11 protein-coding genes are annotated in these 16,386 nt (G+C 67.5%); 8 read left to right on the top strand and 3 right to left on the bottom strand.

The features are described 5' to 3' along the window. Positions 1 to 211 precede the first annotated feature (211 nt). The 4 genes from QX010_RS27105 (at position 212) to QX010_RS27090 (ending at position 5,251) form a co-directional block, all read left to right on the top strand. A complete protein-coding gene (locus tag QX010_RS27105; protein WP_316182907.1) occupies positions 212 to 1,681 on the top strand; it encodes a L,D-transpeptidase family protein in 1,470 nt (489 codons plus the stop codon). 819 nt (positions 1,682 to 2,500) lie between these two features. After that, positions 2,501 to 2,965: an Rrf2 family transcriptional regulator gene (locus QX010_RS27100; RefSeq protein ID WP_316182906.1), complete on the top strand. Its 465-nt coding sequence runs from the start codon at positions 2,501 to 2,503 to the stop codon at positions 2,963 to 2,965. Next, positions 2,955 to 3,662, top strand: a complete 708-nt coding sequence (locus tag QX010_RS27095; protein ID WP_316182905.1) for a class I SAM-dependent methyltransferase — start codon at positions 2,955 to 2,957, stop codon at positions 3,660 to 3,662. The genes QX010_RS27100 and QX010_RS27095 overlap by 11 nt, the downstream gene beginning before the upstream one ends. A 263-nt stretch (positions 3,663 to 3,925) precedes the next feature. Further along, on the top strand, positions 3,926 to 5,251 hold the full coding sequence (locus tag QX010_RS27090) for a hypothetical protein (RefSeq protein ID WP_316182904.1): 1,326 nt from the start codon (positions 3,926 to 3,928) through the stop codon (positions 5,249 to 5,251). A 45-nt stretch (positions 5,252 to 5,296) separates the two neighbouring features. Here the strand turns inward: QX010_RS27090 and QX010_RS27085 are convergent, their stop codons facing one another. Next, positions 5,297 to 6,190 carry a hypothetical protein gene (locus QX010_RS27085; RefSeq protein WP_316182903.1) on the bottom strand — a complete coding sequence of 298 codons (894 nt, stop codon included), beginning with the start codon at positions 6,188 to 6,190 and terminating at the stop codon, positions 5,297 to 5,299. Positions 6,191 to 6,428: 238 nt separating this feature from the next. Between QX010_RS27085 and QX010_RS27080 the strand changes: the two genes are divergently transcribed. Together QX010_RS27080 and QX010_RS27075 are read left to right on the top strand one after the other, a co-directional pair. Then, positions 6,429 to 8,828, top strand: coding sequence for a membrane-bound PQQ-dependent dehydrogenase, glucose/quinate/shikimate family (locus tag QX010_RS27080; protein ID WP_316182902.1), 2,400 nt, complete (start codon positions 6,429 to 6,431; stop codon positions 8,826 to 8,828). 244 nt (positions 8,829 to 9,072) lie between these two features. Next, positions 9,073 to 11,136, top strand: a complete 2,064-nt coding sequence (locus QX010_RS27075; protein WP_315800604.1) for a putative bifunctional diguanylate cyclase/phosphodiesterase — start codon at positions 9,073 to 9,075, stop codon at positions 11,134 to 11,136. Between the two features lie 13 nt (positions 11,137 to 11,149). On the opposite strand, the gene QX010_RS27070 is transcribed toward QX010_RS27075, so the two are convergent. Beyond that, positions 11,150 to 12,331 carry a substrate-binding domain-containing protein gene (locus tag QX010_RS27070; RefSeq protein ID WP_316182901.1) on the bottom strand — a complete coding sequence of 394 codons (1,182 nt, stop codon included), beginning with the start codon at positions 12,329 to 12,331 and terminating at the stop codon, positions 11,150 to 11,152. Between the two features lie 185 nt (positions 12,332 to 12,516). Here QX010_RS27070 and QX010_RS27065 point away from each other — a divergent pair, with 185 nt between their 5' ends. After that, positions 12,517 to 12,960: a MarR family winged helix-turn-helix transcriptional regulator gene (locus QX010_RS27065; protein ID WP_284422802.1), complete on the top strand. Its 444-nt coding sequence runs from the start codon at positions 12,517 to 12,519 to the stop codon at positions 12,958 to 12,960. A 312-nt stretch (positions 12,961 to 13,272) separates the two neighbouring features. Next, positions 13,273 to 15,180 carry an acyl-CoA synthetase gene (locus QX010_RS27060; RefSeq protein WP_316182900.1) on the top strand — a complete coding sequence of 636 codons (1,908 nt, stop codon included), beginning with the start codon at positions 13,273 to 13,275 and terminating at the stop codon, positions 15,178 to 15,180. A 170-nt stretch (positions 15,181 to 15,350) separates the two neighbouring features. On the opposite strand, the gene QX010_RS27055 is transcribed toward QX010_RS27060, so the two are convergent. Beyond that, complete coding sequence (locus QX010_RS27055) at positions 15,351 to 16,382, bottom strand: glycerophosphodiester phosphodiesterase (protein ID WP_316182899.1); 1,032 nt, start codon at positions 16,380 to 16,382, stop codon at positions 15,351 to 15,353. Positions 16,383 to 16,386 lie beyond the last annotated feature (4 nt).

Raw genomic sequence — 16,386 nt, 5'->3', positions numbered from 1 at the left:
TCTGCTGTTTAGAAGTTGTTGACCAAGGCGGCCGGGGCCAGGTGGCATCGCCGGAGCGCGGGTTGCGAGGCCTGGGGTCAAAGGCTACAATTTTAATCAATGGTTTGACGGCATGACGCAGGGTCGACCCGTGATTTATCCAGCTTTCGGGCCGATCGGGTGAGATGAGACTGGGGTGTTGCGGCATGCGGGGTTTGCGGGGAGCTTTGCTTTGATCAACCGCGCTTTCGTCCGGGTTCTCCTGACCTCGGCGGCGTTGGCCGCCGGTGCGCTGCTGACCGGCTGCAACAGCGATCAGGTCGGACTCGCCACCAACGCCAAGGCCAACCAGCCGGTACCGCCGAAGCTCGTCGCGACGATGGGCGAGAAGGATATGGATCTGCAGTCGCCGATCCTGGTCCGCGTCTTCAAGCAGGAGGCCGAGCTCGAGGTCTGGAAGCAGGACCGCTCGGGCAAGTTCGCGCTGCTCAAGACCTATCCGATCTGCCGCTGGTCGGGCGATCTTGGACCCAAAGTGCGCGAGGGCGACCGCCAGGCGCCGGAGGGCTTCTACTCGATCAATCCGAGCCAGATGAACCCGCAATCGGCCTACTATCTGTCGTTCAACACCGGCTATCCGAACGCGTTCGACAAGGCGCTCGGCCGCACCGGCTCGCAGCTGATGGTGCATGGCGACTGCTCCTCGCGCGGCTGCTTCGCGATGACCGACGAGCAGATCGCCGAGATCTATGCGCTCGGGCGCGAGTCGTTCTTCGGCGGCCAGCGCGCCTTCCAGTTCCAGGCCTATCCGTTCCGGATGACGCCGGTGAACATGGCGAGGCACCGCAACAATCCGAACATGCCGTTCTGGCGCATGATCAAGGAAGGCTATGACGCCTTCGAGGTCACGCGGCAGGAGCCGAAGGTCGACTTCTGCGAGAAGAAATACGTCTTCAACGCCCAGAAGCCGCCGGGCGCGACGCATGATCCGGTGTTCGACGCCTCTGCCAAGTGCCCGGCCTATGTCGTGCCCGACGAGATCACCGCCGCCGTGCGCGACAAGCAGCAGGCCGACGAGGCGGAATATGCCAAGCTCGTCGCCAAGGGCACGCCGGTCGCCAAGCTCAACACCGGCATCGACGGCGGCATGAATCCGATCTTCGCCAGCCGCGTGCCCGGAGCCTCCACCGGCCTGTCCGACGCCGGCGAGGCGCCGGGCCTGTCGCTCGCCAACTTCCAGGCCGCGCCAGGCACGATCCCCGGTCACGTCAACCCGCCGCGCGCGCCCGGCGCCGACGAGGTCGCGATGCCGGCCAGTGCAGCGGAGGCGCCGGTGAGCGCGCCGTCGACCCGCGTGGCGGCCGTCAGCGCGCCCGAGAAGCCGAGCTTCATGTCGAGCCTCGCCCGCAAGGTCGGGATCGGCGGCAATGCGGCGGCTGAGAGCACGGCGACAGCCAAGCCCGCGCCGAGCAAGACCGCAGAGGCGAAGCCCGCCGAGACCAAGCCAGCGCCGAAGCCGGTCGCGGCCAAGCCCGCCGAGACCCGGCAGGCTGCCGCGCGGCCGCCGTTCAAGCCCGCGACCAGCGAGGCGCCGGCCACCACCGCCTCGGCTCCCGCCCAGACCCAGACCGCGCTGGTCTCCGGCGCCGTCCCGGTGCTGCAGTCGAACTCGTTCGACAGCCGGTTTTCGGGATTCAAGTAGGTAGGACGTCGGCGCCGCCGGCTCGGAAGAGCCGATCCGAACGCATGACGCCACCCTCCCCTGGAGGGGAAGCACCGCGTTCGTGGTGCCGTCGTGGTCAACGATCTCAAACTGCATCTGGGGATGCGCGTCTCTGTTCTCGCGGCGCATTCGGCGTCCGAGCGATGCATCGATCTCACCCTCTTCAAGACCGAGGGTGCAGGGAAGGCCGGACCTCGACTGAGGCCCGTGGCCCGCCTGCGAAAAAAATGCAGGCGGCAGGAACCACAGGTCCAGCCGGACGATCCGGCCCTCCCTGCGCGACGGTTTGAACGGCTGCTTCGCGATCTCCCTGGGGACCGGGCTGTCTTGCCCCCATCACCGGCGGGATGCACGAGGCATCATCAGCCGGCTTGACCTCAGCGTCGGGAGGCCAGGACCACGCGACTTGACCGTACGGACCGGTGTTGTTCGTCGGCGCGATCAAGTCACGCTGCAAACCGGCCCGCCCATCACATCCCGCACTCCACGCTTCGTGACGACCGCGCAGCGCCCCTCGTCGATGAGGCGGGATGGAATGAATAGATCACGAATTTCCGAAATTGCGAAGCGGAATATTTTTGCTCACGGGACTGGACAGCCCAAATCAGCCTGAACGCGCAGGCGAAATCCGGTTTTCCGCGCCAGAGACTTTGCGGCGGATCGGGGGAATGAACGCGCCCGCATTCGCGACGAGCCGCAGGACCGAGTCGCCCGACGGGCAGACACGACAGCATCGCCCAAGGCCGCACGAAGGCAGGCCGGTTGACGTTCCGGGCATCATGTCATATTAAAAGTTACATGAGACCCAACAGCCAGTTGTCCGGCATCCTCCATGTCCTGCTCCACATGGCGGAGCACGACGGTCCGGTCACCTCCGAGGCGCTCGCAGCGATGATGCAGACCAACCCGGTCGTGATCCGCAGAATCATGGCGGGGCTCCGGGACAGCGGCTATGTGCGCTCCGAGAAAGGCCATGGCGGCGGCTGGACGCTCGCCTGCGATCTGGCGGCCGTCACCCTGCGCGACGTCTACGATTCGCTCGGACGTCCGTCGCTGTTCGCGATCGGCCATCGGAGCGACAATCCCAACTGTCTCGTCGAGCAGGCGGTCAATGCCGCGCTCGACACCTCCATCCGGGCCGCCGAGACGTTGCTGCTGTCCCGTCTCGGTGCCATCACGCTGGCGGCGCTGAGCGCTGATTTCCACGACCGCCTCGAACGACGCAAGCGACCTCGCAAGGGAGACATTTGTCATGCCGGCTGACATTGCCGACGGCGCTCAGCAGTTCATCCGCGCGTTTTCCGATCCCGAATTCGTCGCGCGCTACACCGATGGTCCACGGCGCTTCGTGCCCGGTCTCGACGGGCTGCACCGCATGACGGCGGTTCTGCTGGCCGAGCGGGCGCCCGACCATGCGCGGGTGCTCGTGCTGGGCGCGGGCGGCGGGCTCGAGCTCGATGCGTTGGCCGAAGCGCACCCATCGTGGACCTTCGTCGGGGTCGATCCGGCGCCGCAGATGCTGCGACTCGCCGAACGCACGCTCGGCGCGCGGATCAGCCGGGTCGAACTGATCGAGGGCACCATCGACGCTGCGCCGGCCGGCCCGTTTGACGCGGCGACATGCCTGCTGACGCTGCATTTTCTGGCAACGCCGGAGCGTTTGCAGACAGTCCGCGCCGTGCACGACCGGCTCCGCCCTGGCGCGCCGTTCGTGGTCGCCCATAGCTGCCTGCCGAAGGAGCCGACTGAGCGGGCCCTGTGGCTGGATCGCTACGCGGCCTATGCCGTTGCGTCGGGCACGGACCCCGAGCAGGCAAGGACGATGCGCGCGACCGTCGATGCCAGCGTCAACATGCTGAGCCCCGAGGAGGATGAAGCGATCTTGTGCGACGGCGGCTTTCGCGATGCCCGTCGCTTCTTTGCCGCGCTGACCTGGCATGGCTGGATCGGCCACGCCTGAACCGCGGCTGAGCATCACACCGATGCCCCCCTGAACGATCGCGATCAGGGCCTGCTAATGAGTTGCCCGGCCTAAGCGGGCATCCACGTATTCCCTCCCTGCGGCCACTGAAGAGGTGGATGGCCTGGCCTTGCGGACAGGCCTCGCGCCCGAGCCCTGCCACCTCTCAGCTTGCGTGACGTCGCGCACGGAGCGCGGGGACGCGATCTGCGACAAACGGCGCGTCACCCGAGGCGAGGTGACGCAACCGAGAGGAGCAGGTCATGAGCTTTTGGGATGATATCGGAGATGCCGTCAGTTCCGCAGTCGATGACGTGAAGGACGTCGCGAAGGATGTGGCGGGTGCAGTCGGCGGCGCGGCGGGTGCCGTGGTCAACACGGTCGAGCACGTCGCCGGCGATGCCGCGCATGCCGTGGGCAGCGTGGTGCACGGGATCGGCGCGCTCGGCGGCGAGGCCATCCATACCGTGGGCGGCGTGCTCGGCGCGATCGGGCATGGCGCCGAGGCGATCGGCGGCGGCCTGCTTCACACCGTCGGCGACGTCGCGTCGACCGTGGTCCATGTCGGCGGCGACGTCCTCCATACCGGCGTCAACGTCGTGAGCGACGTCGCGTCCGGCGTCGGCCACCTGGTGCATGGCGACCTCGACGGCGTCATCAACGACGTCAAGCATATCGGTGGCGACATCGTCGATGGCGGGCTCAAGGTCGGTGGCGACGTGGCGCATGGCGCCCTGGACGTCGCCGGCGACCTGGCGCACACTGCGGTCGGCCTCGGCGAGGCCGGGCTGGAGGCGGCCGGCGCAGTCGGCCACGGCGCGCTCGGCATGGCCGGCACCATCGTCGGAACGGCCGGCGAGGTCGGCATGGACGCGCTGGACGCCGCAGGCGCGGTGGTGAAGGGCGGCTTCGACGCCGGCGTGGCGGTGGCCGACGGCGCCATCGGCGTGGTCACCGACACGGCCTCCGCGGCCGGCCACCTGATCGGCGGACCGATCGGCGAGGCGATCTCCGGCATCGCCCACGGCGCCGATGCGGTCGGCACCGGCATTGTCGATGGCGTCGGCCACTTCGTCGGCGAAGGCCTCAACGGTCTGGCACAGACCGCCGGCGATTTGAGCCACTCGCTGGGGCAGCAGCTCGACGCGATCGGCCACGACTTGGGCTCGCTGGTCAACGACCTCAGCCATGGCGATCTCGGCGCCGCGATCGGCGATATCTTCAAGCTGGCGCAGGACGGCTTGCGCAGTGACGGCATCGCGGTCGCCCATGGCGGGTCCGAGGGCGGCAGCCACGGCGGGTTCTGGGACTCGATCGCCTCGGCGATCCAGCACGCGGGCGACAACGCCCAGGGTGGCGAAGGCTCGGGGTTGGGCTCCGGATTCGGCTCCGGTCCGCTGCACGGCGAAGGCTCGTCGCACAACCCGATCATCGTCGACAATTTCGGCGACCATGGCCACGCCGGCAACACCGGCATCGTGCCGCCGAATTTCGACCACGCGCCGGTGGCCGTCCACGACGCGCCGCACGCCGACTACAGCCACATCGTCCAGATGGACGATTCGCATCACTTCGCGATGCACGGCTGAGGCAAGCAGGACATCCCGCCGTGACCGTCACGGCGGGGTGTCGCGTCAGGACCGATCGGCGCTCTGCTGGACGATGGCCGGTGGCGCGCCGGTCGCCTGCGCGCGATCCCGCGGCAGGTGATCATTCATCGCCGAGAGCGCGCACAGCGCCAGCGACCCCCAGACGGCAGCGCTGAAATACAGCGACATCCAGGCGATCTCTTCCCTCCAGTGCTCGAACTCGTGGGTCACGGTCCAGCGCGTGGCGGAGTCGCGCAGGCCGGCGAGCGGATGCAGCAGCGGCGTGCCGGCGGCGCGCTCGATTCGCCAGCGCTTCACATACATCGGCACATCGATCACGACGAGGAAGGCGAGGTAGCAGGCGATGCCGACGAGGCCCGCGATCAGCAGGCCGCGCACCACGCCATCGAACTCCGGCAGCAGCCGGCCGAGCCCGATGCCGACGAACAGGAAGGCCACCGCCCACAGCGAGTTCTCGATCGCGTTGTAGAGGAAATTCCGGGTGACGACGGCGTACCAGGAACAGATCTCGGCGATGACGATCAGCGGCACGATGATACGGGCCATGTTCACCGCGGTCTCGGCATCGGCGATCGCGCCGAGCTGCGCGAGGATGATGGCCCATTGTGCCGCGAAGGCGATCTCGGCGATGGTCGCCACGGTGCGGCCGACGAACACGCTCGACAGCCAACTGTCGACCAGGCAGATGCGCTGCACGTCGGCGCGCGGCAGCACCGAGCGGAAGGCGCAGCCGAACACATAGGCCGCCGACAGCGCCAGCATCGAACCGGTCTGGGACGCCTGCCCCGCCGAACTGCTGCCGCCGTTGAGCTGGCGGTACAGGATGAACCAGAACACGATGTTGGCGAGGCTGACGAGCGTCAGCATCGCCCACCACAGGGCGACCGGGTTCGACAGGGCTCGCGACTGCGCACGCATCCGGGCACTCCAATTTTCATGTGACTGACATGGGATCGTATTAATTCCGTCACGGAGCGGCAACCCGGTCCGGCCACGGAAGGCGCGCAAAAGGCCGTGTGCCGGGAGGGAGGTCGGCGACCGCGCGGCGGCCCCATCCCGTGCCCTGCACGGCCAGGAACTTCCGCCCTTCCTCGCCGTTCATGACGCGGCTGCGGCGTCGCGCCGCGGCCTGTCATCATCAGCCTGGAGCCGCGCAATGGCCGCAGCCCGCCATCTGCAGCGCGCGCCGCTGCTCACCTTCACCGCGATCGTTGTCGGCCTGATGGGCCTCGCGCTGCTCGCCGGCGGGGCGTGGCTCGCCGCGATCGGCGGCTCACCGTATTACCTGGTCGCAGGCCTCGCGCTGCTGGTCGTCGCGGTGCTGCTGTGGCGGCGGCATGCGGCGGCGCTGTGGATCTATGCGGCGCTGCTGCTGGGCACGATGATCTGGGCGATCTGGGAGGTCGGGCTGGATTTCTGGTCGCTGGCGCCGCGCGGCGACGTGCTGGTGCCGCTCGGCGTCTGGCTGCTGCTGCCATTCATCACGGCGCATCTGGTGGGCGACATGCGCGCGGCGCGCTGGGGGCTCGTGGCCGTGCTTGCGGTGGCCGTGGTCGTGCTCGGCGCCTCCCTGCGCGGCGATCGTTTCGGCGCCGATGGCGCGCTGCCGCAGGCCGCGGCGGCGACGGCCGGCACCGATACCGCGCCCGCCGAGGCGCAGGCGGACTGGATCGCCTATGGCGCGACCAATTTCGGCACGCGCTTCTCGAGCCTGAAGCAGATCACACCCGACAATGTGAAGACTCTCAAGCTCGCGTGGGAATTCCGCACCGGCGACCGCAAAGGGCCCGACGATCCCGACGAGTTCACCAACGAGGTCACGCCGCTGAAGATCGGCGATCTGCTCTACACCTGCTCGCCGCATCAGATCGTGTTCGCGCTCGATGCCGCCACCGGCAAGCAGCGCTGGAAGTTTGATCCACAGATCGAACATCACAAGAATTTCCAGCACATGACCTGCCGCGGCGTGGCCTATCACGAGACCAAGCCGGGCGCGGTCGACGTGTCAGGCGCGGCGGCCCCGACGGAATGCGCCAGGCGCATCTTCCTGCCGACCAATGACGGAAGGCTGTTTGCGCTCGACGCCGACAGCGGCAAGCCATGCGAGGGCTTTGGCGAGCACGGCCAGATCGATCTCAAGGCCGGCAACGAGATCACCACGCTCGGCTTCTACGAAGGCACCTCGCCGCCGGTCGTCACCGACAAGGTCGTGATCATGGCCGGCGCCGTGATCGACAACTACTCCAACAAGGTGCCGTCGGGCGCGATCCGCGGCTTCGACGTCTACACGGGCAAGCTGCTGTGGGCGTTCGATCCCGGCAATCCCGATCCCAACGAGATGCCGTCGGCCACGCATCACTTCACGCCGGGCTCGCCGAACGGCTGGAGCGTCGGCGCGGCCGACGAGGCGCTCGGCCTGGTCTACATCCCGCTCGGCTCGAGTTCGCCGGACATCTGGGGCGGCAACCGCTCGGCCGACAACGAGCGCTATGATTCGGCGCTGGTGGCGCTCGACATCGCCACGGGAAAATTGCGCTGGTCGTTCCAGAATGTGCATCATGATCTGTGGGACATGGACATGCCGTCGCAGCCGAGCCTGGTCGACATGCCCGGCAAGGACGGCGTGGTGCCGGCGATCTACGTGCCGGCCAAGACCGGCAACATCTTCGTGCTCGATCGCCGCGACGGGCATCTGCTGGTCCCCGCGCCGGAGAAGCCGGTGCCGCAGGGCGCTGCGCCCGGCGACCGGCTGTCGCCGACGCAGCCGTTCTCCGAACTGAGCTTCCGGCCGCGAAAGGAGCTCTCGGGCGCGCAGACGTGGGGCGCGACGATGTTCGATCAGTTGGCGTGCCGCATCATGTTCAAGCGGCTGCGCTACGAAGGGCCGTTCACGCCACCCTCCGAGCAGGGCACGCTGGTCTATCCCGGCGATTTCGGCATGTTCGAATGGGGCGGCATCGCCATCGATCCCGTGAAGAAGATCGCGATCGCCAATCCGCAGTCGATCCCGTTCGTGTCGCGGCTGGTGCCGCGCGGCAAGGACAATCCGGCCGAACCCAACGCCGCGCATCCGCCGGGCACCGAGCTCGGCGTGCAGCCGATGTACGGCACGCCCTACGGCGTCTCGCTCGGCATCTTCCTGTCGCCGCTCGGCATCCCCTGCATGGCGCCGCCCTGGGGCAGTCTCGCCGCCATCGACCTCAAGACCAACGCGATCGTCTGGCAGCACCGCGTCGGTACCATCCGCGACCAGGCGCCGCTGCCGCTGCCGTTCAAGCTGGGCGTACCGATGCTCGGCGGCCCGATGGTCACTGCGGGCGGCGTCGCCTTCCTGACCGGCACCATGGACGACTACATCCGCGCCTTCGACGTCAAGGACGGCCGCCTGCTGTGGCAGGACAGGCTGCCGGCCGGCGGCCAGTCGACGCCGATGACCTACGAGGCCGGCGGCAAGCAGTATGTCGTCACCGTCGATGGCGGCCACGGCTCGTTCGGCACCAAGCTCGGCGACTATGTGCGGGCCTACGCGCTGCCCGGCAACGTCGCCAGCAAATAGTCCTGCTTGTTCCAGCTCCGCAAAGAGTCGTGCATGGCGTTGGCAGTTTCGTCACGATGTCCCAGGTTCCATGGCGAAACCCAGCGCCGGCGGCCGGCGGCTTAATCATCGGCTGTCCAACCTCGTGCATGACTCAACGCGGGCAGAGGTGCTGCCCGCGTTGACGCTTCGCTAACCGCGATTCCGCGCGCGCCAAAACCCGTCCCGCCGCGGAGCGTAGCTGGCTGCGTGAGGTAAATTGCCGATGTTGACGATTCTGTCCTGCCTGCCCGCCGATCATGATCTGCGCTACGTCGCCGCCGCGCTGCTGGTCTGCGTGCTCGGCTCCCTGCTGTCGATGCGGCTGCTGGCGCGCGTCCGCCGCAACACCGGCCTGCGACGCTTCCATCTGCTGTTCCTGGCCGGGCTGGTCGCCGGCGGCACGGTCTGGACGACGCATTTTGCCGCCATCCTCGGCTATGACGCATCCGGCAACCGTTCGTTCGAGGCGGGACTCACGTTCGCTTCGCTCGGCCTCGCCGTGGTGTTTTCCTGGCTGGGCTTCTTCATCACCACGCGAACGCAGCGCGGCCCGCTGATCGAGGCCGGCGGCGCCGTGTTCGGGCTGGGCATCGCCGCGATGCATTACACCGGCATGGGCGCGCTCAATCTCGACGGCATCCGAACCTGGCACGCGCCGGCGATCTGGCTCTCGGTCGCGCTGGCGACGGGCTTCGGCGCCGTCGCCGCCAACCGCATCGCCCGTCCCGTCACGCGGTTCTGCAAATATGGCAGCTCGCTGGCGATGGTGCTCGCGATCCTGAGCCTGCATTTCACCGGCATGGCTGCGCTGACCTTGGCGCCGATGGCCGGCATCGACGCGCCCGTGCAATCGCTGTCCGACAGCGTGATGCTGATCAGCATCGTCACCGGCATCGGCCTGATCATGGCGATGGCCGCCTCGGCCTATATGATCGATCTGCAGGCGGCGCAGGAGGCTGTCGAAGGCTATCGGCAGCTCGCGTTGCAGGATCCGCTGACCGGCCTGCCCAACCGCAACGGCCTCGGCCATCGGCTGGCGCCGCTGCTGACCGACGGCGACGAGACGGCGCACCTGGTGGTGCTCGCGATCGACCTCGACCGCTTCAAGGACATCAACGACGCGCACGGCCATGCCGCGGGCGATGCCGTGCTGACGATGATCGCTCAGCGTATTGCATCGACGCTGCAGCCCGGCGAGTTCCTGGCGCGGATCGGCGGCGACGAGTTCGTCGCGGTCAAGAGCGAGATCTTCGCGCGCACCGAGGCGGCGAAGTTCGCCGAGCGGATGCGCACGCTGGTGCTGGCGCCTGTCGAGTGGGAGGAACGCAGCCTCTCGGTCGGCTGCAGCATCGGCATCGCGCTGCATCCCGACCACGGCCTCACCGCCGACGAGCTTCTCACCCGCGCCGACCTCGCGATGTACCGCGCCAAGAGTCTCGGCCAGGGCAAGATCTGCACCTATGAGCCGTCGATGGACGAGGCCAGCCGGCGCCGCGCCGAGCTCGCCATCGACCTCAAGCGCGCGCTGGTGCGCAACGAGTTCGAGCTGCACTACCAGGTGCAGAACGACACGCAGAGCGGCGGCATCATCGGCTTCGAGGCGCTGCTGCGCTGGAATCACCCGGTGAAGGGCCGCGTGCCGCCGAACGATTTCATTCCGATGGCCGAACAAACCGGGCTGATCGTCGACATCGGCGACTGGGTGCTGCGCACCGCCTGCGCCACCGCCGCGAGCTGGAGCCAGCCGTTCAAGGTCGCCGTCAACGTCGCGCCGATGCAGCTCAACCACGACCTGCCGAAGCGCGTCGCCGAGGTGCTGCGCGAGACCGGATTGGCGCCGGAGCGGCTGGAGATCGAGCTGACAGAAACGGGCATCATCGCCGACCGCCAGCACGCGCTACAGGTAATGCAGGCGCTGAAGGCTATCGGCGTCACGGTGGCGATGGACGATTTCGGCACCGGCTACTCGTCGCTGTCGACCTTGCAGGTGTTTCCGTTCGACAAGATCAAGGTCGACAAGAGCTTCATCCAGTCGGTCGAGACCAGCGTGCACGCCGCGGCGATCGTCAAGGCGACCCTGCTGCTCGGGCGCAGCCTCAACATCCCCGTGCTGGCCGAGGGCGTCGAGACCGAGCAGCACCTCGCCTTCCTGCGCGAGGAGGGCTGCAGCAGCGTGCAGGGCTTCCTGTTCGGCAAGCCGATGCCGCAGGAGGCGATCAGCCGGATGATCCGCGACGTGCCGACAGCGCCGGCGCGCGCGCCCGCCAAGAGCGCTGCGGCTGCCTGAGCAGGCGGACGTCTCAGAACGTTCGGATGATCTTGAAATCGAGCCCGTCGGCCGCGGCGAGATGCATCGCCATGCCGGCGCGGCCCTGCCGGATCGTCACCTCGCCGCGCGCGCCGGAATAGACGATGTTGCGGCCGGCGGCAGCGAGCGGTCGCAGGGACAGCGAGCCGGCGCGCTCGGCGGCGGCCTTCAGGAAGCGCAGGCCCTCGTAGTTCGACTGGCCGACCGATCCGACCGGCGGCGCTTGGGCGCCAAACATGGCGGTGTAGCGGCTCATGAACGCGTCATTGGCCTTGGAGCCGATGCAGCTGAAATAGCCGGAAGAGGTATACAGGTTCTCGGTGTTGTCGGCGCCGATGCCGAGCAGCACCGTTTCGTCCACCGCGCCGGCGAGACGCAGGGTGGTCGCGGCGAGGCCCGACTCGCCGAAGGCGCGATTGAAGGTGATGCTGTCGGTGCCGATCAGCGAGACCAGCACGACGTCCGGCTTGGCAGCCCGGATACGCGCCAGATGCGCCTCGTGATCATCCTCGCCGACCGGCACGAACTCCTCGCCGACGACATGCCCGCCGGCCTCGGCAATGTAGGTCTTGGTGGAACGGTGCGACTGCCACGGCCAGACATAGTCGCTGCCGATCAGGTACCAGCGCCTGGCGCCCTTGTTCTCCGCCAGCCAGTGAATGGCGGGACGCGTCTGGCTGTGCGGCGTCTCGCCGATCGCCATCACGCCGGGCGTGCGCTCGCCGCCTTCATAGACCGGCGTATACACATACGGGATGCGGCCGCGGGTGAGCCGGCGCAGCGCCAGCCTCACGGCGCTGATATGCGAGCCCATGACGACGTCGATGCCGTCGAATTCGAGCGCGTCCCTGGCGCGCTCGGCCACCTCGTCCGCCGGCCCGCCGGAATCGTAGAACGACAACTCGATCTCGCGGCCGAGAATGCCGCCGCGGCGGTTGATCTCGGACACCGCGAGCAGCGCGCTGTTGGTCGCAGCCGGCCCCCAGATGCCGGGCGAGCCGGAGAAGGTGAGGAAGTTGCCGATGCGCAGCCTGCTCCGGGAGCCGCGCCGCTGCAGACGGTCGGGATCGAAGGGGGCCAGTGCGGGAAGGCCGGCCCGCCGCGGCGGGCTCCTGAACAGCAGGGACGGCGGCAGACCGAGACGCCCGGCCGTGACAGATCCTGTCGAGAGCACACCCACTCCTTGGCCGCAACCGTGTCTGGTCCATTGTGGACCGGCGGTCATACGCCGTCAAAATCAGCACGCGTTCGGCAAATATCCTATTCGAAAATGTTGAATGTTCAAGAATTGGGATGCATATAGATCGGGCAGCAACTGCCGGACATTCATTCAAGTCGGGACCGCAAGCGAAGTTCATCGTGGCCAAACCGCCCCATCCCAACACCCCCCTCACCGAACACCTCGCCTACCTGCTCGCGCAGGCCAACCGCGAGATCAACCGGCAGCTGGAGACGCGCCTGAGCACCGAGGGCGTGCCCGTCGAGCAGTGGCGCATCCTCAAGGTGCTCTCCGACGGCGAGGGGCACTCGATGGGCGATCTCGCCGATGCCGTGCTGCTGAACCACCCGACCCTGACCAAGATGATCGACCGCATGGTGTCGGACTCGCTGGTCTACCGTCGCCAAGACGCCCACGACCGCCGCAAGGTCCTGATGTTCATCAGCGACCATGGCAAGGCGCTGTGCAAGCGGCTGAACTCGCTGGCGGCCAGCCAGGAAGCGCACATCCTGGAGAATTACGGCGACAAGGCCACCGGCGAGCTGAAGCGGCTGCTCGAGAATTTGATCGACGCGGCGAGCTGAGGAGGCGCTGCTTGAACGATCGATTCGCGGTGCGCGTTAATGCGCCACCTCCCCTTGTGGGAGAGGGCGCTGTATCGCACAGCGCATGGCGGGGCTCGATCCGGGTGAGCGACAGCGCGCTTCTCCCCAACTAACGCTGCAGCGCAGCGTTGCTGCGACAATTCTCCCGGAGTCCCCATCATACCGGGATAGACGCAAGACGAATCCTCGCTCATCCTGTCCTCTCGCGATCGCGACGAACGGGCCGCAGAGCCCGCGCGCGATCACCGGCCGCATCGGCCGGACGAGGACACGACACCGGGAGGACAGGCCATGGGCATTCATCTGCTCGATCGCGCCATCGGCAGCGACTATCCGACATTCGCCAGCACCGCTGACATCCGCGCCTTCGAGCAGACGCCTTATGATGAACGCATCGCCGCGCGGAGCACCTATGAGGCGCTGAAATGCGGCGCGTCTGCCAATCCGGACGCGCCGGCGATCCAGTTTCTGCAGAATGCCGATCCCGCCGATACGCCGGTCGTGATCTCCTATCGCGACTTCGTCGCCAGGGTGACGCAGGCCGCGAACATGTTTCATGCGCTCGGCGTCGGCCCTGACGACGTCGTCAGCTTCATGCTGCCTCTGGTGCCGGACGCGTTCGTCACGCTGTTCGGCGCCGAGGCGGCCGGCATCGCCAACCCGGTCAATCCGCTGCTCGAGCCGCACCAGATCGCCGAGATTCTCGATGCCGCCAAGACCAAGGTGCTGGTGGCGCTCGGTCCCCTGCCCGGCACCGACATCTGGCAGAAGGTGGAGAAGGTGCGCGGCAGCCTCAAGCACCTCAAGGCGATCGTGCAGGTGCATGGCGGCGGCGGTGATCCTGCCAACGGCATTCATGCCTTCAACGATTTGATCGGGCCGCAGCCGAGCGATCATCTGGTCAGCGGCCGGCAGATCAAGGCGAGCGACACCGCCGCCTATTTCCACACCGGCGGCACCACCGGCACGCCGAAGCTGGTGCGCCACAGCCATGGCAATCAGGTCTATCAGGCCTGGGGCGTCAACCTGATCCTGAAGGCCAGGCCCGGCGGCACGCTGCTGTTCGGCATGCCGCTGTTTCATGTCGGGGGATCGCTGACCCAGGCGCTGCAGACGCTGTCGGCGGGCGGCTGCCTCGTCGTGCTCTCTGGCGCCGGCTGGCGCAATCCGAACGCGGTGCGCAACATCTGGGGCCTGGTCGAGCGCTTCAAGCCGGAGACGCTGTCGAGCGTGCCGACCGTGCTGGCGGCGACGCTCGCGGTGCCGCAGGGCGATGCCGACATCTCCAGCCTGCGCTACGCCGCAGGCGGCGGCTCGGCGATTCCGGTCGCGGTCGGACAGGCGATCATGGACAAGCTCAAGCTGCCGGTGATCGAAGTCTACGGCATGACCGAGACCGCGAGCGTGCACACCATGGCCTATCCGGACCAGCCGATCCGGCTCGGCTCGGTCGGCCTGCCCCTGCCTTACGCCAAGGTGCGGATCGTCAAGCTCGACGCCGATGGCCGTTACGAGCGCGATTGCGCACCGGATGAGATCGGAGTCGTCATCATGGCCGGGCCCGGCGTGTTCTCCGGCTATCTCGACGACGTCCACAACAAGGGCGCCTTCGTCCAGGGACATTGGGTGAACTCCGGCGATCTCGGCCGGCTCGATGCCGACGGCTTCCTGTGGATCACCGGCCGCGCCAAGGATCTCGTGATCCGCGGCGGCCACAACATCGATCCGGCGCCGATCGAGGAGATCCTGTTCCAGCATCCCGCCGTCGGCTTCGCCGCGGTGGTCGGCCAGCCCGACGCTTACGCGGGTGAACTGCCGATCGGCTATGTCCAGCTCAAGCCGGGCGCGAGCGTGCAGCCGGGCGAGCTGGAGGACTGGGTGCGCGCCCGCACGCCGGAGCGTGCCGCGGTGCCGGTGCAGATCATCCCGATCGATCCGATGCCGGTCACGGGTGTGGGCAAGGTGTTCAAGCCGCAGCTGCGCTGGGACGCCGCGACGCGGGTGTTCACAGGCGTACTGAAGCAGCTCACGGATCGCGGCGTCGATTGCAGCGTGAAGGTCGGCCCGCATGGCAGCCACGGCAGCATCGCGATGGTGACCTTGCGCAACGTGCCGGCGGAGAGCCGCGAGGCGATCGCGAACGAGGTGCACACGCTGCTGGCGCCGTTCGTGATCCGGCATGAGGTGGTGATGGGTTGAGCTGAGCGGCTCAATCTCGCCGACCGCCCGCAGTCGCGCCGAATCCGGAATGACGAGATGGTCTTCGCGTTCTCAGCTCACGATTCCGGATTCGAGTCCTCCCGGCAAAGCGCTCCGCGATTGCCAAGAGGACTTGCCGCGGAATGCCCCTGCAAGGTCGTTGGCCACGATCACTTGGCTGGCGGCTTCGGTTCGGAGGAGTGCAGATGCAGCATACCACGCAGCTTCACCAGACCTTTTTGCATGGCGACGGAACGCAACAGATCCGGACGATCTGAAATGATGCCGTCGACACCGCCATCGATGAGCCGCGCCATGTCCTCGGGCTTGTTAACGGTCCACACCACGACGCTCAGCCCAAGCGCATGCGCTTCGCCGATCAGCTCCGGCGTGATGTCGGCGAAGTAGGGCGACCACACCTTGCCACCCGCCGCGTGAATCGTCCGCGGCAGCGAGCCGCCGTGATCGGCGGGGTCAAAGCCTGCGGTCCAGCGCGTCGCCTGGGTCAGCGACACGTTCGGCGCCTTGCCGTGCTGTATCGTCAGATACACGGTTGGAATGGCGGGCGCGCGCTGCTGCACCAGCTGCAGGGTGCGCCAGTCGAACGACTGGATCATGACCCGGCCCGAGAACTGCTCTGCATCGATCAGATCGAGCAGCAAAGTCACGAACCGCTGCGGGTCCGGCGCCTCCGCAGGAAAAGCAGGATCGAGCTTGGTCTCGATGTTGAGACGCACATGCTCGTTGCCTGCTCGCCGCACGAGGTCGATGACCTCCTTCAACGTCGGAATTCGCCGTACCGAAGGATTCGTGCCGGACGGGGCCTGCTGCTCCGGAAACTGCTTGGCGTAGTCGCTGCCGGGACGGATCTGACTGACATCGTAGGACTGCACATCGGCCAACGGCAACTCGATCAAGAGCGGTCCGGGCGGCGCGACGTAGTTGCCGGCCGCGTCACGCGCGAGGTCGGGATGGAGCCGCCGCTCGTGCGACACCACGAGGACGCCGTCGCGGGTGACGCCGACGTCGAGCTCGAGCGTATCGACACGCCAGAGCAGTGATGCTGCAAAGGCCTGCAGCGTGTTCTCCGGAAAAAGGCCGCGCCCGCCGCGGTGAGCCTCGATATCGAAGGCCAGCGCCGGGCTCGCGACGCCGGCCAGCAGGAGAGCCGCCCAAAGGCAGAAAAAAAATGAGTGTCGCATGGCA

The sequence above is a fragment of the Bradyrhizobium sp. SZCCHNRI1009 genome (assembly GCF_032487575.1).
In the GTDB taxonomy this organism is placed as follows: domain Bacteria; phylum Pseudomonadota; class Alphaproteobacteria; order Rhizobiales; family Xanthobacteraceae; genus Bradyrhizobium.
The sequence above is the reverse complement of the archived record's forward strand: the minus strand, read 5'-3'. Positions and strand labels throughout refer to the sequence as shown.

Coding starts and splice junctions, on each gene's coding strand:
- QX010_RS27100 (WP_316182906.1), top strand. CDS start 2,501: ATGAGACCCAACAGCCAGTTGTCCGGCATCCTCCATGTCCTGCTCCAC.
- QX010_RS27095 (WP_316182905.1), top strand. CDS start 2,955: ATGCCGGCTGACATTGCCGACGGCGCTCAGCAGTTCATCCGCGCGTTT.
- QX010_RS27090 (WP_316182904.1), top strand. CDS start 3,926: ATGAGCTTTTGGGATGATATCGGAGATGCCGTCAGTTCCGCAGTCGAT.
- QX010_RS27085 (WP_316182903.1), bottom strand. CDS start 6,190: ATGCGTGCGCAGTCGCGAGCCCTGTCGAACCCGGTCGCCCTGTGGTGG.
- QX010_RS27080 (WP_316182902.1), top strand. CDS start 6,429: ATGGCCGCAGCCCGCCATCTGCAGCGCGCGCCGCTGCTCACCTTCACC.
- QX010_RS27075 (WP_315800604.1), top strand. CDS start 9,073: ATGTTGACGATTCTGTCCTGCCTGCCCGCCGATCATGATCTGCGCTAC.
- QX010_RS27060 (WP_316182900.1), top strand. CDS start 13,273: ATGGGCATTCATCTGCTCGATCGCGCCATCGGCAGCGACTATCCGACA.
- QX010_RS27055 (WP_316182899.1), bottom strand. CDS start 16,382: ATGCGACACTCATTTTTTTTCTGCCTTTGGGCGGCTCTCCTGCTGGCC.